The 20,134-nt window shown below is 40.4% G+C and carries 17 protein-coding genes; 7 read left to right on the top strand and 10 right to left on the bottom strand.

Annotated features, from left to right (window positions below; all coding sequences use genetic code 11):
* Positions 1 to 3: 3 nt before the first annotated feature.
* The 4 genes from NLF99_RS11360 to NLF99_RS11345 all read right to left on the bottom strand — a co-directional run bounded on the left by NLF99_RS11360 (position 4) and on the right by NLF99_RS11345 (position 6,153).
* Positions 4 to 1,092: an efflux RND transporter periplasmic adaptor subunit gene (locus NLF99_RS11360; protein WP_254528299.1), complete on the bottom strand. Its 1,089-nt coding sequence runs from the start codon at positions 1,090 to 1,092 to the stop codon at positions 4 to 6.
* A gap of 3 nt (positions 1,093 to 1,095) precedes the next feature.
* Positions 1,096 to 4,251, bottom strand: coding sequence for an efflux RND transporter permease subunit (locus NLF99_RS11355; RefSeq protein WP_185213606.1), 3,156 nt, complete (start codon positions 4,249 to 4,251; stop codon positions 1,096 to 1,098).
* An 8-nt stretch (positions 4,252 to 4,259) separates the two neighbouring features.
* On the bottom strand, positions 4,260 to 5,615 hold the full coding sequence (locus NLF99_RS11350) for a TolC family protein (protein ID WP_254528296.1): 1,356 nt from the start codon (positions 5,613 to 5,615) through the stop codon (positions 4,260 to 4,262).
* A gap of 136 nt (positions 5,616 to 5,751) precedes the next feature.
* Positions 5,752 to 6,153: a hypothetical protein gene (locus NLF99_RS11345; protein WP_185217249.1), complete on the bottom strand. Its 402-nt coding sequence runs from the start codon at positions 6,151 to 6,153 to the stop codon at positions 5,752 to 5,754.
* Positions 6,154 to 6,258: 105 nt separating this feature from the next.
* Here NLF99_RS11345 and NLF99_RS11340 point away from each other — a divergent pair, with 105 nt between their 5' ends.
* The 5 genes from NLF99_RS11340 to NLF99_RS11320 all read left to right on the top strand — a co-directional run bounded on the left by NLF99_RS11340 (position 6,259) and on the right by NLF99_RS11320 (position 14,555).
* The gene (locus NLF99_RS11340; protein WP_254528293.1) at positions 6,259 to 7,446 is read left to right on the top strand and encodes a FecR family protein; all 1,188 of its coding nucleotides are present in this window, start codon (positions 6,259 to 6,261) and stop codon (positions 7,444 to 7,446) included.
* Between the two features lie 172 nt (positions 7,447 to 7,618).
* Entirely contained in the window at positions 7,619 to 11,110 is a 3,492-nt protein-coding gene (locus tag NLF99_RS11335) for a TonB-dependent receptor (RefSeq protein WP_254528290.1), read from the top strand.
* Between the two features lie 8 nt (positions 11,111 to 11,118).
* Positions 11,119 to 12,816 (top strand): RagB/SusD family nutrient uptake outer membrane protein, encoded by a 1,698-nt coding sequence (locus NLF99_RS11330; protein ID WP_254528287.1) that lies wholly within the window; start codon positions 11,119 to 11,121, stop codon positions 12,814 to 12,816.
* A 17-nt stretch (positions 12,817 to 12,833) separates the two neighbouring features.
* Positions 12,834 to 13,667: a hypothetical protein gene (locus NLF99_RS11325; RefSeq protein WP_254528278.1), complete on the top strand. Its 834-nt coding sequence runs from the start codon at positions 12,834 to 12,836 to the stop codon at positions 13,665 to 13,667.
* Positions 13,668 to 13,970: 303 nt separating this feature from the next.
* Positions 13,971 to 14,555: an RNA polymerase sigma factor gene (locus NLF99_RS11320; protein WP_185213600.1), complete on the top strand. Its 585-nt coding sequence runs from the start codon at positions 13,971 to 13,973 to the stop codon at positions 14,553 to 14,555.
* Positions 14,556 to 14,558: 3 nt separating this feature from the next.
* Here NLF99_RS11320 and NLF99_RS11315 read toward each other — a convergent pair whose 3' ends face one another.
* From NLF99_RS11315 to NLF99_RS11295, 5 genes are all read right to left on the bottom strand, one after another.
* Entirely contained in the window at positions 14,559 to 15,185 is a 627-nt protein-coding gene (locus NLF99_RS11315; protein WP_185217252.1) for a Crp/Fnr family transcriptional regulator, read from the bottom strand.
* Between the two features lie 11 nt (positions 15,186 to 15,196).
* Complete coding sequence (locus NLF99_RS11310; protein WP_185217253.1) at positions 15,197 to 16,576, bottom strand: rhodanese-like domain-containing protein; 1,380 nt, start codon at positions 16,574 to 16,576, stop codon at positions 15,197 to 15,199.
* A 49-nt stretch (positions 16,577 to 16,625) separates the two neighbouring features.
* Positions 16,626 to 16,934: a rhodanese-like domain-containing protein gene (locus tag NLF99_RS11305; RefSeq protein ID WP_185213597.1), complete on the bottom strand. Its 309-nt coding sequence runs from the start codon at positions 16,932 to 16,934 to the stop codon at positions 16,626 to 16,628.
* A 73-nt stretch (positions 16,935 to 17,007) separates the two neighbouring features.
* Positions 17,008 to 17,421: a DUF6691 family protein gene (locus NLF99_RS11300; RefSeq protein ID WP_185213596.1), complete on the bottom strand. Its 414-nt coding sequence runs from the start codon at positions 17,419 to 17,421 to the stop codon at positions 17,008 to 17,010.
* 3 nt (positions 17,422 to 17,424) lie between these two features.
* Positions 17,425 to 17,973 carry a YeeE/YedE family protein gene (locus tag NLF99_RS11295; protein ID WP_254528275.1) on the bottom strand — a complete coding sequence of 183 codons (549 nt, stop codon included), beginning with the start codon at positions 17,971 to 17,973 and terminating at the stop codon, positions 17,425 to 17,427.
* A gap of 159 nt (positions 17,974 to 18,132) precedes the next feature.
* Between NLF99_RS11295 and NLF99_RS11290 the strand changes: the two genes are divergently transcribed.
* Positions 18,133 to 18,921, top strand: coding sequence for a sulfite exporter TauE/SafE family protein (locus NLF99_RS11290; RefSeq protein ID WP_185213594.1), 789 nt, complete (start codon positions 18,133 to 18,135; stop codon positions 18,919 to 18,921).
* A 157-nt stretch (positions 18,922 to 19,078) separates the two neighbouring features.
* The gene (locus NLF99_RS11285; protein WP_185213593.1) at positions 19,079 to 19,393 is read left to right on the top strand and encodes a DUF4342 domain-containing protein; all 315 of its coding nucleotides are present in this window, start codon (positions 19,079 to 19,081) and stop codon (positions 19,391 to 19,393) included.
* A gap of 76 nt (positions 19,394 to 19,469) precedes the next feature.
* Here NLF99_RS11285 and NLF99_RS11280 read toward each other — a convergent pair whose 3' ends face one another.
* On the bottom strand, positions 19,470 to 19,949 hold the full coding sequence (locus NLF99_RS11280; protein WP_185213592.1) for a Dabb family protein: 480 nt from the start codon (positions 19,947 to 19,949) through the stop codon (positions 19,470 to 19,472).
* Positions 19,950 to 20,134 lie beyond the last annotated feature (185 nt).

Raw genomic sequence — 20,134 nt, 5'->3', positions numbered from 1 at the left:
AGATTATTTTATTATTTGAACTATTTGTCCAGAATTAATTTCTTCTGAACCCTTTTCAATGATCTGATCTGTTGGTTTTAGATCACCAAACACTTCCATCATCTTATCTTGAGCTTGACCTAAAACCACAGGAACGCGTTCTACCTTGTTTCCATCAGCAAGTTTAAGGACAAATATTCCTGACTGGGAATTCACCACAGAAGATTGGGGTACAAATACCGTAGGTCTTTTTCGCTTAAGGTTTAATTGGACATCCGTATAATCACCGCCATTCATGGCCCTGCTCTTATTCGGCACATCAAATTCTAAGGCCAAGGACCTAGAAACAGGATCTATTACCAAAGCATTCCTTTTCAACTGGGCAGTAAATACCGTATCAGGTTTGCTCAGCACCTTGAATCTTGCCACGGTACTGTCTGAGATAGACTGCGCATGTAATTCAGGCACGACCACCTTTAACTTTAAATTATTGTTATCTACCAATTTAAAAAATGGCATTCCCGTATCGCCCATCAATGCACCTACGGAAAAGTTCCTTTGGGTAATCACACCGGAGAATGGAGCCCTTACGACCAAATACTCACGCATTTGGTTTGATTTCTTGTAAGAGAAGTTACTCTCTTCCAATGCGGCGCTATCCCTCAACATCGAACCATAGGCTTGCTCGTATTCAAGGTCTGAAACAGCGCCTGAACTTTGGCTCTTCACCTTTTTCAAGCGATCGAACCGGCTTTTGCTGACTTCGAAATTTGCACTCAATTGCTGGGATTTAGCTCGGTCCGCTGTGGATTGGATATCCATTTCAGGAGCTTCCAAAACCGCAAGGATCTGACCTTTGCTCACTTGATCGCCCACATCAACATTGATCTTTCGGACAAAGCCTTTGATCTTTGCAAAGACATCCACCGATTCATAGGGATGCAATTCAGCTGGCAACTTCAAGCTGTACGAAGGTTGTTGTTCGATGGGTTGGGTAACCTTAACCGAAACCGTATTATTGGATGGACCCTCCTTTTTAGTATCTGCCTCTTTGCTGTTTGCCTGGCAACCAGCTAATAATAAGACAAGTCCGAATATGCTAAGTTTTTTCATGGTTTATTTCTCTAAATAAAATTTACTGTTTGAATCATCAGGATCCAATGAAGGTGATCCATAAGATGCTTTGTTCATGATAAGACTGAAAATCAATGGAATAATCAATAAGATAGTTAAAGTAGAGCTAAGCAGCCCACCAATAACAGCTTGACCTAATGGAGCAACCTGTTCACCACCATCTCCCATTCCCAATGCCATTGGCGTCATTCCCGCAAGCATGGCCAGGGCGGTCATCAGAATAGGACGGAACCTAGATTTGGCAGCTAATAATGCAGATCGAGAAGCTGTTAGATTCAGTTTCTTTCTATACCATTCTGCTTGATTGATCAACAAGACCGCATTGGAAACCGACACACCGATGGACATAATGATACCCATATAGGATTGTAGGTTCAAGGTACTTCCAGAGATCCAGATCATAATGGAAGACCCGGCAATCACTGCAGGAACTACAGAAAGGATAACCAGACTTACACGAACAGATTGGTAATAAGCCGACATCATAAAGAAGATGACGACAATGGCAATGGATAGTCCTGAAAGTAATCCAGCCAAGGTGTCCTCCAATAAAGTTAGGTTACCTTCTTTCCAGATTCGGGTACCGCGTGGAGCCTCTCCTACCTTTTCCAAGGATTCATTGACCGCTTTGTTGGCAGCACCAAGGTCTTTTTCATGGATGTCTGCAATAATGCTCACATACCTATTTGGTCCTCTACGGTTTACCTGTGCGGGAACCTCATTGGCGGTAATAGTTGCAATATCTTCCAATAAAGGCGTTGATGAGCCAGCTTTAACCGGAATAGACCTCAAATCTTGAAGCGTCTGGATCATATTTTCAGGTACCTGAACCTGCACTTGGAAAACCAAACCTGATTTAGGATCCACCCATAGGTTCTTATCCGTAAATCGGGTCGATGAAGTTGTTGCAGCCAAGTTTCGGGAAACTTCCTGAACCGTTAGACCAAATTCCGCTAACCTTCTGCGATCAATCTTGATATCAATGGTTGGATAATGTAAGGGTTCGGCTAGCTGCACATCCTTTAAGAAAGGATAGTTTGCCAATTCCTTTTTAATTTTTTCGGCAAAAGCTTCGGCGTTCTTCAATTGCGCAGAGCTTACTTTCACCTCCACCGGAGTCATGGACCCCTGTCCAATAATTTTTTCCATCAGTTCGATCGGTTCGAAATTTATCCTTGCTTCTGGATATTTCTCCTTGACATGGTTCCGAACAAACTCCTTGAACTGGTCTGTTTTCATCCCTAATTTCTTCTTGTCCAAGGAGAATTGCATGACAGCCTCTCCAGTTGAACTCGTAAACAAGAAAATAGGGTTGATTGGATTTGCTGATGGATGCATGCCGACAAAAGAAGATGAAATCTTCAGACTGTTTTCAGGCAACTCGGCAACTATACTTTTGGTCATCGATTTTACCGCCTCTTCCGTACGCTCCAATCTGGTACCATCTGGCATGCGCAGCCTGACTTGAAAGTCACCGCCTTCTGATTTGGGCATGATATCCGTACCTAAGATATTCACGGCTCCAAAAACTAACAACAGAGCTACCGCAACATATAGAACGGAAATCAATTTTGATTTCGCAAAATACGAGCGCAATCTATATACGTATTTCACCCCTACTTTGTCCACAAAAGAACGTTTATATTTCCCAGCATGATGCTTCTTGGTCTTCATGATCCAATTGGCCATGATGGGCACGAAGGTTTGGGAAGATATAAAAGAAGCGATCATGGCAAAGGCTACGGCCATGGACAATGGCATAAACATATCTCGCGGTATCCCTTCCATCATAAATGCTGGGGTCAGTACTGCCAAAATACTAAGTAGGATCAGCAATTTTGGAGCTGATATTTCTAACAGAGCATCCAGAATGGCCCGTGATTTTTTCTTCCCTAGCTCCATGTGCTGATGGATATTCTCAATGGTCACCGTGGCCTCGTCGACGAGAATACCGATAGAAAGTGCCAATCCCGAAAGGGTCATGATATTGATACTCTGCCCCATCATATGCAGGGTTATCACAGCAGTAATAATGGCAATCGGAATCGTCAGGATTACAATAAGGGCACCCCTTGGATCTCGAAGGAAGAGAAATACCATCAAGCCCGTCAATAAGGCTCCCAAAGCACCTTCAAAAATCAAATTGGAAAGTGACCGGGATATATAAACAGATTGGTCGAAGGCATAGGTAATCTTCACCCCTTCAGGAAGAAGGCTTTCCAACATGGGCAAAGCTTTCTTCAGGTTATCTACCGCATCTAAAGTGGATGCATCGGGCTTTTTGATAATCGGTAGGTATACCGATCGTTTTCCATTGATGATGGCATAACCTACGGTTTGATCCGCCGCATCCATGACGGTTGCCACGTCTCCGATCAATATGGTTCGTCCATTCAAAGATTTAATAGGCGTCTGTAAAAACTCATCCACTCCATTGGAAATAGAATTAATAGGCGCCATCAGGTTCTTATCGCCGATCCGTACATTTCCTGCGGGTGAAGGCATGGAGTTTTTAGTGACAGCAAGGGTCACTTCCTCTGGACTCAAGCCATGGGCTTTCATCTTCTGGGGATCAATATTGACCACCAAGCTTCGCATATTACCACCGAAAGGTGCAGGAGCCGTTATCCCCGGGATATTCACGAACATTGGCCGTACTTTCGTAACTGCCATGGTTTGAAGTTCGGTGACCGAATGTTGATCTGAGTCGAATACCAATTGACCAACCGGCAGTGAACTACCATCGAAGCGTACAACCATGGGAGGTACCGCTCCGGAAGGCAGGAAACCCATTGCCCTAGAAACCTGCATACTGATTTCTGCAGATGCCTGGGACATATCCGTTCCGGGATAGAAGGTCAATTTCATTAAGGAAAGACCCTGTACACTTTTGAAATCCAGCTCTTTGACACCGTTTACAAAGAGTAGTACTTTCTGGAATTCATTGGCCATAAAGCCATCCATATAGGCCGGTGAAAGTCCACCGTAAGGCATGGCAATGTACATGGCTGGAGATTCGATCTCCGGAAATATATCGACTTTAATCTTTTTGATAACCGGCCATGAAAAATAGGCAATCGCGAAGATGACCATGATGATGGCGATCGGTTTTCTTAAAGCAAAACGTATTAAATTCATAGTATTCTTTAAAAGTGAGTAAACAACTGACTGAAATCCGCTTGTTGATAGCTTTTATTGACCATCAGGTTCCAGTAATTCAAATAAGCCGTCAGGTTCTGTCTTTCTGTCTGAAGCAGGATTTCCTGAACTTGCAAGAGCTCCGAAAGGTTTATTAATCCACCTTCATAGCGTGCCTTATAGAGCTGATAGGCATCTTCTGCCTGTTGTCTACTGATATTTGATTCTTCAATGCCCTCAGCAGCCGCTGATATTTCGGCATTCAGCTGATTGAGGTTGCTGCTTATTTCATTCTGTAGCAGTTCCTGTTCATATAGATTGTTCTGAAGTTTTATGTTGAATTGCTTCTTATCCGATTTGGATCTAAACATATCCTGAAGATTCCAGGTTACACCAACACCTACAAAATAATTATTGGCAAAATCATTATAGATTTCACTGTAGTTGGCATTCACATATCCATTGGCTGTAATACCTGAGTTCCTATTGGCCAATCCTCCCAATAACATCACTCGAGGAAAAAGTTCTTTTCCCTGTTTTTTTTCCAAGAGGGTCAATGATTCCTCTTCTTTCTTTTTCATCATCAGCAATGGATGTTCAACCGCATTGGTCTGTTGACTCCCTATTACCTGTAAAAAAGCTTCCGGACTGGAATTTCCGACACTTACTACCTCTTCGTTGGTAAATTCTTTCAACAAGATCTTGGCGCCATTTAATTTCCCTTGGATTTGAAGCAAGTTACTTTCTACGTTCTTTAGCGATGAGGTAGCCAATAAGGTATCTGCTCCAGGAACAATTCCTGCACGCGCAAGGCCTTTGGTAATCTCCAAAATAGACTGATAGCGTTCGCTATGTTTTTTGTACCAATCATCCATTACCTGGAAAAACAGGAATTCGATATAGCGTCTGCTCAACTTTTGTTGGACGTTGTAAGAGAAATCCTGTTCTTTCAGTTTGGAATAGTCAACCTTGGTACTGGATATGTCCTTGTCAAGCGCTTTTCTTCCGAAGTTGATCAAATCCCAGTTCATACTACCGGAAAGGAAATGATTAAAGGTGGCGGAAGCTCCATCCAATTGATTAGGACCGGAAATATTCATAATTCCGGGTAGCGGAAGAAAAGCACCTGAAGTTCCTTCTACGGAGCTAAAGCCTTGTTGGAATTGCGCTTGAACTTGCGGTTTGTATTTTATCTGTTGGGCAATACTATCCTGTTTTGCCAATAGGATCTGTTGTTTCTGAACTTCAAATCCTTTGTAATAATTCCTTGTTTTGTCCCAGAGATCTTGCAGGTTTTGGGCATGGCTATCCATGGCAAAAAACATCCCCAGCAGGATCAATAGGCTATTTAATTTTAAACCCATATTAAATATTAAAATTTGAATTGATTGAATGGCTTGGCCATGCCACTGCACAGAAAATTTAGGAAAGGACAAGACAGTCCATTTCCAGGCCAACATACATTTGTCAGAATGACAAACAGATGTCAGGATAGCAATTCTATAAGTTTAATCGACGGAATTGAAGGAATAGGTCATTGGAATTTGTCTTTTGGGAATTCCAATGATAGTTTTTTACTTCTTTCCTAGGCAGGAAAGAAAAAAGGATTAAGGCAAGGCTAAACAAAGCAAATACAGCGGGCTGCACTTGAAAATCTTTAACCACGAGATCATGAGCTTTGATTTGCTCATTCGCAACGCTACAATCTACCGTTTCGTAGTCAATCCAAGAATCAGGCTTTGCTGATTTGTTGCTTCTGCTTTCAGTTTTGGTATCCTGATACAGATTTTGCTTGATTGATGCCTTAATCGGACAGGAGGTTAATACAAACAGCAATACTATCCCTAATACCTTAGCGATAAGGGGAAATTGCTGATTGAACCCGATTGTTGTGTTAAGCATAGGTGCAAAGTTATGGCTTCTGGGAGGAAATAAAAAATATTTTAAAAAAGTTACTAAGGTTTGACCTAGATGTTCGTTTTAGCTCCAACGACCATTATAAACAAAATGAAAACTTCCAGAGAAGTAGCTGCATTAATCAAAAAATACATTGAGGGGAATATCAGTTCGCTTGAGAGTGTCCGATTAGACCAATGGATAAAGGAAAAGCCAGAACATGAAGCATTCTTCAAAAAACTATTGACCGATGATGAATTGTTTGAGGATGCTTTGGTATGGGTAAACCTAAACCAATCAGACCATGCAGTATGGCTGGAAGACATGAAGTCCGATACCTTACAAAAAATCAGGAATGCCGAAGCAAAACCTATCCGTTATAAGAAACGGACCTGGTTGTATTATGCTGCCGCCATTGTCCTGATGCTGGGAATAGGATATTCTTTTTATCATTATCGTACGCCTGATTTTACAGAAATCGATGCAGAACTATCGTCCGTATTACCAGGTTCCAATAAAGCAGAATTAAAGTTATCTGATGGAAGGACGATAAACCTACGAAGTGACAAAGATGGGATAGTAATAGACCAGGATTTGGAATATTCTGATGGCACCCCACTCCTTGCTGTAGATAAAAAAGACCTCAGCAAGATCATGGCGACGATCAATGTTCCTAAAGGAGGTAAATATCAGATTGTATTGCCAGATGGCAGCAAGGTATGGTTAAACTCCATGTCCAAATTGGAATATCCTTTGGCATTTGAGCCAAATCGAAGGACGGTAAAACTTGAAGGTGAAGGTTATTTTGAAGTTGCGAAGCTGAACAAGAACAACAAAAGAGTCCCATTTGAGGTAATCAGTAGTGCACAGACCATTGAAGTAACGGGAACACAATTCAATGTTTCGGCATACCCAGATGAGGCCCAAACCATTTCTACCTTGGTAGAAGGTTCCATCAATATCCATTCCGCCTCTGGCAAAGTAAGCCTGACGCCCAATCAACAAGCGATCAATACAGCAAGTGGTCTAAGCAAGAGAACGGTGGATGTTGAGAGCTTTATTGCCTGGAAGAACAATAAATTCATGTTCTATGAAACGGAGTTGAGGGATGTGATGAAAGGCTTGAGCCGCTGGTATGACATACAGGTGGAGTACCAAGGAAATATCCCTGCTACCTATTTCTATGGAGAAATCGGCCGGGACAAAAACTTGGCTGAGGTCATTCGCTTGATTGAGAACAGTGGCGTGAAATTCAAATTGAAACAAAAAGGAAGTACTTATAAACTAATCATCATTTAATAAACTAAACAAATTATGAAAAGAAACCATTACACAATTCCCATTTAGGGTGATCATCATAAAAAACCGAACATGGTCTCTCACACCAATGTTCGGCTATAAATGAGGATCTCGAGAATACAGTAAACTGATAGTAAACCTTAATCATTTAAAATCCTAATTGTACAAAAATATGATTTTTATACAACAATTTGATTATGGCAGTAGGTCTGCCATACCTAAATTAAAACACTGGGTATTGACCATGAAATTAACCTTTTTATTGACTGTCCTAAGTGTAGTTCAAGTATATGCGAGCAGCTATGCACAGCATGTCAGCATAAAAGCAAAGAACTCACCATTGGTTCAAGTAATGCAATCCATTCAGAAACAGAGTGGCATTCCATTTTTCTTGAACGGCAAAGACATTGCAAATACCAAGATCAATGCAGACATCAAGGATGAAAAACTTGAAACGGCCTTGACCAATCTATTTACCGGGAAACCTATTTCCTGGGAATTGGTTGATGGCACGATCATCCTACGTCGATCAGAAAATCCAACCTTAGGAAACCAAGTTTCTACGGCAGAAAACAGATCCGCCCAACAGAGACGCATCAGCGGAAAGGTAAGCGATGAGTCTGGAAATGCTATTCAAGGTGCCTCCGTAGTCGTAAAAGGCAGCAACAACGGCACATCGACGGATGCAAACGGAAACTTCTCCTTAGAGGTTAATGGTAACAATATAACCTTGATCGTGAGCTACATAGGTTTCTTGAAATCAGAAGTTAGTATTGGCAATCAACAGAACATCAACATCATCCTAAAAGAAGAATTAGGTGACTTAGATGAGATTGTGGTTGTTGGATATGGTACCCAAAAGAAGAAATTGACTACAGGAGCAACCATTGAGGTAAAAGGAGAAGATCTTGAGAAATTAAGCACCCCAAGTATCTTGGAGGCCCTACAAAGTCAATCTCCGGGCGTGCAGATTACCCAAAGTTCAGGGATGCCGGGTGAAAGCTTCAAAGTAACGATCCGCGGTCTAGGAACCATTGGTAACTCAAGCCCCTTATATGTCATTGACGGAATTGCCGGTGGAGACATCAATATGCTGAACCCTTCGGATATTGAGCGTATCGACGTATTAAAAGATGCTGCCTCTGCAGCCATTTATGGAGCAAGAGCTGCAAATGGGGTTGTTTTGGTCACTACCAAGCAAGGTAAGGATGGAAAAATGTCTTTGCATATTGATAACTATTTAGGTTTCCAAAATGCCTATAAACTTCCTTCCCTATTAACAGCAAAAGAATATATGACGATCCAAGATGAACGTCGCTTTAATGAGGGTGGAGCTCCTTATGACTGGGCAAACCTTATTCCTAAACAATACCAACAAATTCAAGATGGAACCTGGAATGGCACCAACTGGATGAAAGAGATCCATAATGACAATGCTATCTTACAGAATACATCCTTAAACCTCATGGGAGGAAATGAACAGTCAAAATTCTCTATGGGATATTCCATAACCAATCGTGAAGGGATCATTGGAAAACCAGTTCAACCTGATTTCCAAAGACATACCGTTCGGATTAATTCAGACCATATCCTATTGAAAAATGATGAATTCAATATCATCAAAATTGGAGAGAACATTAATTACGGTTACAACAACCGCTCAGGAATCGGTATTGGTAACATCTATTGGAATGACGTTCATAACATGCTAGTAGGCAATCCATTATTGCCTGCATTCAATGAAAATGGGGGCTACTATGATCAACCGAGCAAAGTAGCAGATAAATGGGCATTGGATGGAGCTATTTCCAACCCTATGGCGGAGATGGTCTTCCGTAGAGGTCAGAATAAAGCAAAAAGCCATAGCTTATTTGCCAATGCCTATATAGAGGTCCAGCCTATCAAGAACTTGATATTCAAGTCAAATTTTGGATATAGAATGAGTGCATCGACCTACAGGCAATATACGGATGTTTATAACCTATCTACCACGGTTCAAAATGCGGTAGATGATATCAGTCAGAACCAATCTGTAGGATATAATTGGGTTTTAGAAAACACTTTAAGCTACCATTTTGAACCGATTACAGGTCATCAATTTGATGTTGTAGCCGGTCAATCCATGGAGAAAAGTGGTATTGGGGAAGACCTAAGTGTATCGACCTCTAACTCCTCATTCCCTGGCCAATGGGATAAAGCATGGGTCAGCAATGGACAAGGATACGATGGATTTATTCCAACCGTGAATGGTGTTCATTGGCCAATGGGTTCCATTGCCTCTGTTTTTGGACGTATCAACTACAACTACAATGAGACCTATATGGCTACTTTAACCCTAAGAGCGGATGGTTCATCTAATTTCGCTCCTGGAAAGCGTTGGGGATATTTCCCATCGGCATCTGTGGGTTGGGTAGTGAGCAATGAAGATTTCCTAAAAGGAAATGAAAGCATCAATTTCTTCAAATTGAGAGCAAGCTGGGGACAAAATGGTAATGCAAGCATTTCACCGTTTCAATACTTGGCTACCATTGCCATTAACAATAAAAACGGCTATTACTTTGGCAATAACATGAATACGCTTCTTCGCGGAGCATATCCAGATATTCTTCCTAATCCAGATGTGAGTTGGGAAACTTCCGAACAGATCAACGTAGGTTTAGATTCCAGGTTTGTAGACAACAAATTATCGGTAGTCTTCGATTGGTATAAAAAATCAACGGTGGATTGGTTAGTTCAGGCTCCGGTACTAGCGATCTATGGAACCTCTGCCCCATTTATCAATGGTGGTGACATCGTTAACAAAGGATTTGAACTTGGATTGAACTGGTCAGATAGAAATGATAATTTCAATTATAGCATCGGATTGAATGGTGCCTATAACAAAAATGAAGTTGTTCGTATCGCCAATTCAGAAGGAATTATCCACGGTGAAGAAAATGTACTGAGTCAAGGAACAAAAGAGATGTACCGTGCTCAAGTCGGTTTTCCAATAGGCTATTTCTATGGATTCAAGACTGATGGTATCTTCCAAAACCAAGATCAGATTGATGCATGGCGTGCTGCTGGAAAAGGCGTATTACCTACCGCACAACCTGGCGATGTGGCTTTTGTTGATGCAAACATGGACGGTGCAATTACTGATGAGGATAAAATGATGATCGGTAACCCACATCCTGACTTTAGTGGTGGTATGAACATCAGCTTGGGTTACAAGGGATTTGATTTGGGCATTACTGCTCATGGTTCATTTGGACATCAGATTGCAAAATCTTACCGTTCATTTGCTGACAGCCCATTACAGAACTATACGACTGAGATTTTTGAAAGATGGCATGGAGAAGGAACCTCCAACAAATTACCACGCTTAACCAGTGGTAGCCATACCAATAACCAATATATTTCTGATATCTATATCGAAGATGCCGATTTTGTGAAGATCCAAAACATTACTGTAGGTTATGATTTCTCCAAATTATGGAATAAATCGCCATTCAGCCAGATCCGTTTATATGGAACTGTTCAGAACCTGTACACATTTACCAAATACAGCGGAATGGATCCAGAAATCGGTTATGGATATGATAAGTCGTGGGTTACTGGAATTGATTTAGGATTCTATCCGCAGCCTAGAACTATAATGTTTGGTTTAAACCTTAAATTTTAATTGCAATCATGAAAAAGACGATATTATTATTGATGGCTGTAGGATTTCTTAGTTCTTGTGAAAAGTTTCTAGATTCTGAGAGTTACGATAAGAAAAATACAGCGAATTTTCCGGTCAATGTATCGGATGCAAACTCCATGCTTACAGGCATTTACTCCAGTTTAAGCGCAGCGATTTCGAATGTAGCGAATACACATTTCTACATGGCTGAACTGGCTTCAGACGACCGTTTTGGCGGTGGTGGTGAGAATGACCGAGATATGCAAGGTTTAGATCATCTGATGAATACCCAGCCCGACCGTTTCTTGACGTTTTGGACTGCAAGATACCAAGGGATCTTCAGGGCCAATACGGCATTGGAAACATTGGATCAGGTTCAAGGTTGGACCAGCGAAGGACAGAAGAATCAAGTTCTTGGTGAGGTTCATTTTTTAAGGGCCTTATATTATTTCGAACTCTCCCAAATGTTTGGTGAGGTTCCTTTAGTGACCAGTACTCAAGTTACCAATATCCCTAAAAACCCAGCAGCAGAGACTTATGCATTGATTGCTGAGGATTTGAAGACCGCGATCAGCTTGATGCCAGCAACGCCCTATAATTCAATCCCTTCGGGTCATGCGACCAAATGGGCAGCAGAAGCATTGATGGCAAGGGTTTTCCTTTTCTATACTGGATATTATAAAAAAGCTGATCTTCCTTTAGCATCTGGTGGATCGGTAACCAAAGCACAGGTCATTCAATGGTTAGATGATTGTATCAAAAACAGCGGTCATGACCTGGTAAGTGATTTCAGGAATCTGTGGCCGTATTCCAATGAGTTCACCAAGTTGGACTATAAATACGCAAAGGATAACAACCTTAAGTATGAAGGCGAAGGCCATAAGGAAACTGTATTTGCAGTGAAATTCGGTACCTTGGTGGATTGGGGAGATCAGTACAATTTGGGTTATTCCAATCAATACAACTTACACTTTGGATTGCGTTCTAACAACGGTTTAGCTGGAACATTCCCATTTGGCCAAGGCTGGGGAGCAGGACCAGTGAACAGCAACCTATGGAACGAATGGAAACAGGCCGAACCAACTGATGTAAGACGTGAAGGTTCCATCATCAATGCGACAGCTGATGTGGACTCCTATATCTTTGGGGCCGACAACCAAATGGAAGAAACGGGTTTTTGGCAGAAGAAATACATATCCATTACAGCCTATGACAAGGAAAGCGGCGCACTACTCCCATCCTATGCTATCTTGGCCAATGCCGCACAATCTGAAATGCAACTTGCGCATACCCAGGACCTGGCATTAATCAGGTTTGCAGATGTATTGCTAATGCATGCTGAGTTGACAGAGACCGCAACTAACCTAAACCGAGTAAGAGCGAGGGCAAAATTGACACCAGTAGCTTATTCATTGGCTGCCCTAAAAAAAGAACGTCGTTGGGAGCTATCATTTGAAGGCTTACGCTATTTTGATTTGATGCGTTGGAATGATGCTAGTACTGCCTTGGCAAAACAAGAAGGTGTGGACATCAAAAACAAAGGGATCGATACGAAAATGAAGGGATTTGGTGGTGGATATAAGGCGCGTTTTGATGCTACGGGCGGTTTTTGGCCAATTCCAAGTTCGCAGATTGCGCTTTCAGAAGGCGTATTGGTTCAAAATAAAGGTTGGGGAGATTCAAGCAATGAGTTCCCAGGTTGGTAATCAATAAACTTAATCAAATGAGAAATTTAATCTATATCATCATATTTTCGATTTCATTTGCCTTGTTATTGGGTTGTGAACCTATAGAAGATCGAATGGAATTGGGTTCGGCCATTGCAGCTGAGCAACTGGATATCTCTGCCACTGTTCTGACCGTAAATGGTAAAAAGAGCAATAAGGTAGTAGTCAACAACAATAGTCCGGTCCTATCCTCCTGGGATTATGGAACCGGCGTAACACAAAAGAAAACGGATACTGTTCTTCTAGTTTCTACCGGAGAAAATGAAATCATCTTTACAGGTCTAAACCCTGATGGCAGTAAGATCAGTAAGTCCTTGAAAGTCACTGTTGATGAGTTGTCATTTGCTGTACCTTTGGAATGGGGAATGCTAACCGATGGTAAGGACAAGACATGGGTATGGGATACGACCAAACCTGCAGTTTGGGGAAATGGAGGTTATATGGGCAGCAATGGTCCAGCATGGTGGACCTTGAAAGAGGCCGATATAGATGGTCAGGCTCCTGGAGAGGGAAAAGGCGCAAAAATGATCTTTTCCCTTCGTGGAGCGAAATTGACCAAAGTAAAATCTACAGGGCAACAAGAAGTGGGTAGTTTTTCTTTTGACATGGGCAAGAAAGTAACCTTGGACGATGGAACCGTTTGGGCCAAAGGAAAATTAACCACCAAAGGGGTGACTGTCCTTTGTGGTAAATCCCCAAATGAGGGAAATGCACCTGTCTATGAATATGATATCTTGATCATTAATGATTCAGAAATTGTATTAAGCTATCCTGAACCTGGTGTAGGCGCATGGGGAACTGCATGGTTCTGGAACTTTAAAGCTATTTAAGGACATAAGACAATAGACGACAGACTTGAGAATTTTGGGTTGTCTAAAATTGAAAATGAGTAAGTTTTGTTAGAGTCATTATATTATAATTGAGGAATCGAGGTCTGCGGAAGCAGATCTCGATTTTTTATCCTAAAACCTCAGTGATTCCCGTTACTGTTTATGGATAGTTTTTGTAAATAATTTAAAATAGGCTAATTTCTTTCTATTTTATTGCTTAAAAAATTGCTTTAAACTTTTTTATTTGTCAAATTAACATTAAATTTATATTGACCATTTTAATATTGCCTATCAAATCACAACATGAATAATTTTGACAAGGAAGTCATTGGCTTACAGCAGGGTAAAGAATCTTCTTTATGCTACTTCATGGATCAATACAGCCATGCCTTGCACTTCTATGCCTTCAAAATTATCAAGGACAGGGACATTGCTAGAGAGATTGTTTCTGAGGCATTTTTTAAGTTATGGGAAAAGAAGGAGAACTTTCATGCCGAGGAAAGCATTAAATCCTTCCTCTACCTTGTTACAAGGAACGAATGTTTGGACCATTTGAAATTGAAAAGAAATCAACTTCAGCATGATGAAGAATGGTTGGTTGACTTAGAATCAGGAGAGGAAAGTATCCTGAGCAAGATCATCTATACCGAGTTGATTGAATTGATTGTAAAAGAGATTGAGAAATTACCGAAACAGCAGGGAAAAATAATTCAGTTATCGGTATTGGAGGGTAAGGAAACGGCAGAGATCTGTGAGGAATTAGGGACAACTGCCAGTAATGTTTATTTTTCAAGATCTAAGGCAATCTCTACGTTGAAAAAGGTATTCAAACATAAAAACATTTCCTATTATCACTTGTCCCTATTATTATTCTTAATAGAGCGCTAGCTTTTATACTAACACCCTTATTTCATTCCGAAGTAACACGATCTTATCTTCATTTTCCAGCTTCTTAAGGATCCTTGAGACCACCACACGTGAAGTATTTAGGTCTAAAGCTATATCCTGGTGAGTAACTGTTAGAATTCTATCTTCAGTAAGTTTTACTTTCTCTTTTAGATAGTTCATGATGCGATCTTCCATTTTAGAAAATGCCAGGTTATCGATAGCACCAAGCATTTCATTCATTCTGGAGGAGTAACTATTGAGGATAAAGCTTCTCCAAGAACTATATTTGACAAGCCATTCATTGAGGTATTGATTAGGGATCATGGCTACCGCTGTTTCCATTTCAGCTTGAGCCCTGATTTCACTTTTTTTGTTACCTAAACAACAGGCAATCGACATGGTGCAAGTTTCACCCTTTGCTAAATAATAAAGTAACAGCTCCCCTTCCTTTTCATCCTCCCTCATGATCTTAATCGCACCTGTCAACAGCAATGGCATGGAACGGATATATTGACCGATATCAATGATAATATCACCAGACTGAAAGGTCTTTAAAGTAGCAACCGCCTCAATTTCTTCAATTAAGGCGGGTTCTAATATTCCGGTATAAGCGTTTTCTATTAGACTCATACTCAAATATACTATTTTGTTGTTTCTTTACCTTGGTTTTTCCAGTCAATAAAACTACCGGCGTAATTATAAACTTGATCGAAACCATTTTTTTCTAGGTAAGAAGCTGCAATAGTAGCTCTGTCTCCAGATTGACATTGAATAATGATCTTTTTATCTTTGATATCTGTAGGCAATTTCTTTCTAAAAGAGCCCACAAAACGATGTTCTGCTCCAGGGATATGTTCAGCTTTGAATTCAGAGGAACCGCGTACGTCCAGTAATACCGTGTCGGCATTATCTTTCATCGCTTCAACCGTATCCGCATCGACAAGCTTGGTTTTTTCCAGATCTGCTGTTTCCAAGTCAGTCACAAAACCTTTGATGTTATCTAAACCGATTCGCATCAATTTTCTTGTAATCTCTTCTTGGTTGCCTTCGTCAGCTATCATGACCATGTTTTCATCATAGTCAATCATCCATCCGGCCCAATTTGCCAAGGAATTATTGTTTTGAATATTGATGGAGTCCTTTAAGTGTCCTTTTGCAAATTCGGTTTTATGGCGAGTATCGATTAAGGTGATATCTTCCATTTTTTCAACTTCTTCTACCGATAAGGTAGGATGCTCAGGAACTTCAACCAACAGAGGTCTGTCTACCTTGTTCAATTTCTTCATCATGGCAAAGTAAACAGGGGCTTCAGGTTGGTCACTCAATAGGTAGTTCTTAAATCCTTCGTAGTCATCTCCGAATTGGAAAGCCCAGTTTCTGATTTTTTCATAGCCCACAGTACTGCTGGGAACCGCACCTAAGGCTTTACCACAAGCTGATCCGGCACCATGGCCTGGCCATACTTGCACGTAATCAGGTAAAGCAGCAAACTTTTTCAATGATTCAAACATTTGCTGGGCGCCAATTTCCTTGGTACCAACCAGACCAGCAGCTTCCTCCAACAGGTCAGGTCTACCGATATCACCTACGAAGACGAAGTCTCCGGTAAAAATCATTACAGGCTCTTCGGAAGCAGGATGATCCCTTAACAAAAAGCTGATGCTTTCAGGGGTATGACCTGGGGTATGCATAACCTCTAAACTTAGGTTACCCACTTTGATGACATCGCCTTCTTTCAGCCCTTCATGAGGGAATTCATATTGCCAATTCTCACCACCTTCATCAGAAAGATATAATTTAGCACCGGTTACTTCTGCCAGTTCGCGAGAACCAGCAAGGAAATCAGCATGAATATGTGTTTCAGCAATGTGCGTAATCTTCATGTTATTTTGCTTTGCAATTTCCAAATAGGTATCTATATCCCTTTTTGCATCAATTACAATTGCTTCATTTTTAGCTTGGCAGCCAATAAAAAAACTGGCTTGAGCTAAGGTTTTATCATAAACTTGTTGAAAAAACATAGTATTCCTTTAAAATATTAAATTTATAATTCTGTTAAGTTAATGTTTCTTACTTATTGTTTTGGCTCCAAGATAAAAATCCTCCTTGTAGATCGAAAATTTCTTTTGCCCCCATGTTTTCCAAGATCTTGGCTGCCATATGTGATCGAGCTCCAGAACGGCAATAGATAAAGATTGGCTTTTTAAAATCAATGTATTCTTTAGCCTGATCCATAAAATCAGAAGATTGAACATTAATCAACGTAGAGCCATCAATCTTACCTAATGAATATTCCATTTCTGTTCTCACATCGATGAGTTGAACGTCATTATTTTTTATTTGAGCCTTAAACTCTGGTACTGTCAATAATTTTATCATATCACAAATTTTATACAACAAAGTTAGGTCTATCAATAATCAGTATCCGCTACTTTTGTTACACATCAATTTGTTAATGAGGCAATTTATCTTTCACAAGACCATATAGATAGGTTCCCAGGATTGCAAAACCCGCAACGATCAACATGCTGTACAAACCTGAACCGATCAACACAAAAACTGGCCCAGGACATGCACCCACCAATGCCCATCCAAGTCCAAACAGAATTCCTCCAATGAGGTACCTAGGGATTGATTTAGCCTTCGGAGAAATGCAAACTGCATCGCCATTGACATTTTTCACTTTTTTGCGTTTCAAATATTGTACTGCAGGAACGCCAATCAATAAAGCAGTTGCCATAAATCCAAACATGTGAAAGGATTGAAAGCTGAACATTTCATAGATGCGAAACCATGATGCCGCTTCAGCTTTATACATGACAATACCAAAAGCCACGCCTAATAATATATAAATCAATTTTTTCATGTCTTAAAAAATAAGGGGGAAGAATAAATGAACCATGGCAAGTCCACCGATAAAAAATCCGACAACAGCAATCAGTGAAGGCCATTGTAAGTCACTCAGTCCAGAGATTGCATGTCCAGAAGTACATCCACCAGCATATCGAGTTCCGAAACCGATCAGCAAACCACCAATTGCAAGGATGGCGATGTTTTTAGCGTTTATGGTTTCGAAGATTTCTGTTGGGGAGTAGGCTTTTCCGGCGCTTTCAATTCCTAATTCCTTCAGATCAGAAACTGTCTGTTCGGAAATTTGAGGAATTTGATTGTCGGAAAGAAAATGTGCGGCAAGAAAGCCACCAAACACAGATCCTAGCAGGAACAACAGGTTCCAGATCTGTTTTTTCCAATCAAATTTAAAAAAGCTACAGGAATTGCCTGCCCCTAAGACGGCGCAGATGTTTCTGAAATTGGATGAAAATCCAAAAGTTCTACCTAGTAAAATTAAAGCCAGCATAATAAGGGCGACCAATGAGCCGCCGACGTACCAGGGCCAAGGCCCCATTAATAAATCCATAGTCGTTAAATAAATTTTGTGCAAAAGTACGGTCTTTAAAAAAGTCTTTCAGTAACCAAAGTTACTTATATCCTGAGCAAAACTGCTTCATAGATATGTAACTAATGTAACTAACTCCAAAAAATCTTTCCCTGAACTTTGCGGAAGAAAAATTTATTTATGGAGTATTTAGGATATTTTGCGTCGATTGGAATTGGAATTTCCCTTGGATTGATTGGTGGTGGAGGCAGTATTTTAACTGTACCTGTTTTGGTTTACCTTTTTCATATAGATCCATTATTGGCCACTTCTTATTCCCTATTTATTGTGGGATCTACCTCTGCAGTTGGAGCAATCCCCTATTTCCGAAATAATTTAGTTGATTTTCAAACGGCATTATATTTTGGTCTACCTTCCATTATTACGGTGTTTTTGACCCGGTTATATGTCATAGAGTCTATCCCAAATCATTTGTTTCAAGTTGGCAGCTTTGCAGTAAGCAAAAATATGGGAATCATGCTCCTATTTGCTGTCCTGATGCTGTTTGCGGCGTTGAAAATGATAAAAGGAAACCAGGAAGAGGAGTCTAAGAAATTAAGTCGACGAAGTATCCTGCCATTGCTGTTTCAAGGTGCTGCTGTAGGGTTTATCAGCGGATTAGTTGGTGCTGGAGGAGGATTTTTGATTATTCCAGCATTGATCATCTTTAATCAAATGCCGATGAAAAAAGCTGTAGGCACTTCCCTATTGATCATTGCGGCGAATTCACTTTTTGGTTTCATTGGAAAATTAGACTTCCATTTGATCAATTGGACTTTCCTATTAACCATTTCCGGAATTGCTATTGCAGGCATATTGATCGGTTCAAAACTGAGCCAAAAGATTGATGGAAAAAAATTGAAACCTGCATTCGGTTGGTTTGTTTTATTGATGGGGATTGTGGTCATCATCCAGGAAATAAGCAAGTAAGTCCAAGAATGGAATTTTCACCGATTATTTATTGGCAATTACCGAAAATATATATTGATTGACCTAATCTCGTAGTAGAGAAAGTTGTACAAGTCTTATCTTTGAGTAACAAAAATAACTTAGCAACAAATTGTATATCAAATAAAAACGAACAACTATGTCAATTAAAGAAACATTCTCAGTAACTGGGGAGAACTTATTAAAAAGAATCAAGGATTTAATCGCTGAAGGAAACGTTACGAAGATCAGCATTGCTGATAAGCACGGAAAAGACATTATGAGCTTTCCAGTAACCTTAGGTGTAATTGGAGTTGTATTGGCTCCGATCTTTGCAGCAGTAGGCGCGATAGCAGCTTTGTTAACTGAATGCAAAATTACTGTAGAACGCAGTGATAAACCAGAAGATAAAGACCCTAATGAGGCCGCAAAAACAGAAGAAAACACACAAAGTACGGATATTGAAGTCCACTAATTTCTTAGATTTTTTACTGAACGAAAGAGGCCGTTGGGAAATCCAGCGGCCTCTTTTATATTTTTATCGGTCAAGATTACATCAGGATAGCATCCTTTACCTGAACTTTGGTCCAATATTTACTGAATTTATCAACCGCTCCAAGATGTATTGGGTGATGTTCGTACGTATTGATATCATCCATGGTATTGAAAGTCACCAATAAATAGTAGGAAAAGGAGTTGTCTACGACATCGCGAGCTGTTGTAGGCGCAGGTTTTCCGAACCTCAAGGCTTTAGGTCCTGGAACTTTCTTTAGTTCTTCAAAAAAGTTCATGAAATCTTTCTCCTCCTCAGCAGTGATCCCTTCTTTAAGCCAAAAATACACATTATGTACAATTAGTCCCGACCCCAGCTCATCCTGTTGCGTAGCTGCTGCCGTTGAAGTGGTAGCCGCTGAAGTAGAGTCTGCATTTGAACTTTTGTTGGCATTAGATGATTCATTTGCGCAAGAATTCAATAATGCTCCTGAACTTGCTCCGACTAGAATGGTTGTGATAAAGTTTTTTCTTTTCATGTTTAAAATTTAGATTGATGTAGGTATATAAATATAAGAATTCTTTCTTTTTATTCACTTGATGAACCCTGTAAAAAGAAAAAATTGCACAGGTTTCACAAATGGAAGGAGAAACGCTACAGCGATATTATAATTTTACAAAAGTGGCTAAGCTATTTTTATTATAGAACTTGGAATCAGAAATA

The sequence above is a fragment of the Sphingobacterium sp. LZ11T8 genome, assembly GCF_024261425.1.
Taxonomy (GTDB): domain Bacteria; phylum Bacteroidota; class Bacteroidia; order Sphingobacteriales; family Sphingobacteriaceae; genus Sphingobacterium.
The sequence above is the reverse complement of the archived record's forward strand: the minus strand, read 5'-3'. Positions and strand labels throughout refer to the sequence as shown.

Excerpts from the sequence above, each read along its gene's own strand:
- NLF99_RS11360 (WP_254528299.1), bottom strand. The coding sequence starts at position 1,092 with ATGAAAAAACTTAGCATATTCGGACTTGTCTTATTATTAGCTGGTTGC.
- NLF99_RS11355 (WP_185213606.1), bottom strand. The coding sequence starts at position 4,251 with ATGAATTTAATACGTTTTGCTTTAAGAAAACCGATCGCCATCATCATG.
- NLF99_RS11350 (WP_254528296.1), bottom strand. The coding sequence starts at position 5,615 with ATGGGTTTAAAATTAAATAGCCTATTGATCCTGCTGGGGATGTTTTTT.
- NLF99_RS11345 (WP_185217249.1), bottom strand. The coding sequence starts at position 6,153 with ATGCTTAACACAACAATCGGGTTCAATCAGCAATTTCCCCTTATCGCT.
- NLF99_RS11340 (WP_254528293.1), top strand. The coding sequence starts at position 6,259 with ATGAAAACTTCCAGAGAAGTAGCTGCATTAATCAAAAAATACATTGAG.
- NLF99_RS11335 (WP_254528290.1), top strand. The coding sequence starts at position 7,619 with ATGATTTTTATACAACAATTTGATTATGGCAGTAGGTCTGCCATACCT.
- NLF99_RS11330 (WP_254528287.1), top strand. The coding sequence starts at position 11,119 with ATGAAAAAGACGATATTATTATTGATGGCTGTAGGATTTCTTAGTTCT.
- NLF99_RS11325 (WP_254528278.1), top strand. The coding sequence starts at position 12,834 with ATGAGAAATTTAATCTATATCATCATATTTTCGATTTCATTTGCCTTG.
- NLF99_RS11320 (WP_185213600.1), top strand. The coding sequence starts at position 13,971 with ATGAATAATTTTGACAAGGAAGTCATTGGCTTACAGCAGGGTAAAGAA.
- NLF99_RS11315 (WP_185217252.1), bottom strand. The coding sequence starts at position 15,185 with ATGAGTCTAATAGAAAACGCTTATACCGGAATATTAGAACCCGCCTTA.
- NLF99_RS11310 (WP_185217253.1), bottom strand. The coding sequence starts at position 16,576 with ATGTTTTTTCAACAAGTTTATGATAAAACCTTAGCTCAAGCCAGTTTT.
- NLF99_RS11305 (WP_185213597.1), bottom strand. The coding sequence starts at position 16,934 with ATGATAAAATTATTGACAGTACCAGAGTTTAAGGCTCAAATAAAAAAT.
- NLF99_RS11300 (WP_185213596.1), bottom strand. The coding sequence starts at position 17,421 with ATGAAAAAATTGATTTATATATTATTAGGCGTGGCTTTTGGTATTGTC.
- NLF99_RS11295 (WP_254528275.1), bottom strand. The coding sequence starts at position 17,973 with ATGGATTTATTAATGGGGCCTTGGCCCTGGTACGTCGGCGGCTCATTG.
- NLF99_RS11290 (WP_185213594.1), top strand. The coding sequence starts at position 18,133 with ATGGAGTATTTAGGATATTTTGCGTCGATTGGAATTGGAATTTCCCTT.
- NLF99_RS11285 (WP_185213593.1), top strand. The coding sequence starts at position 19,079 with ATGTCAATTAAAGAAACATTCTCAGTAACTGGGGAGAACTTATTAAAA.
- NLF99_RS11280 (WP_185213592.1), bottom strand. The coding sequence starts at position 19,949 with ATGAAAAGAAAAAACTTTATCACAACCATTCTAGTCGGAGCAAGTTCA.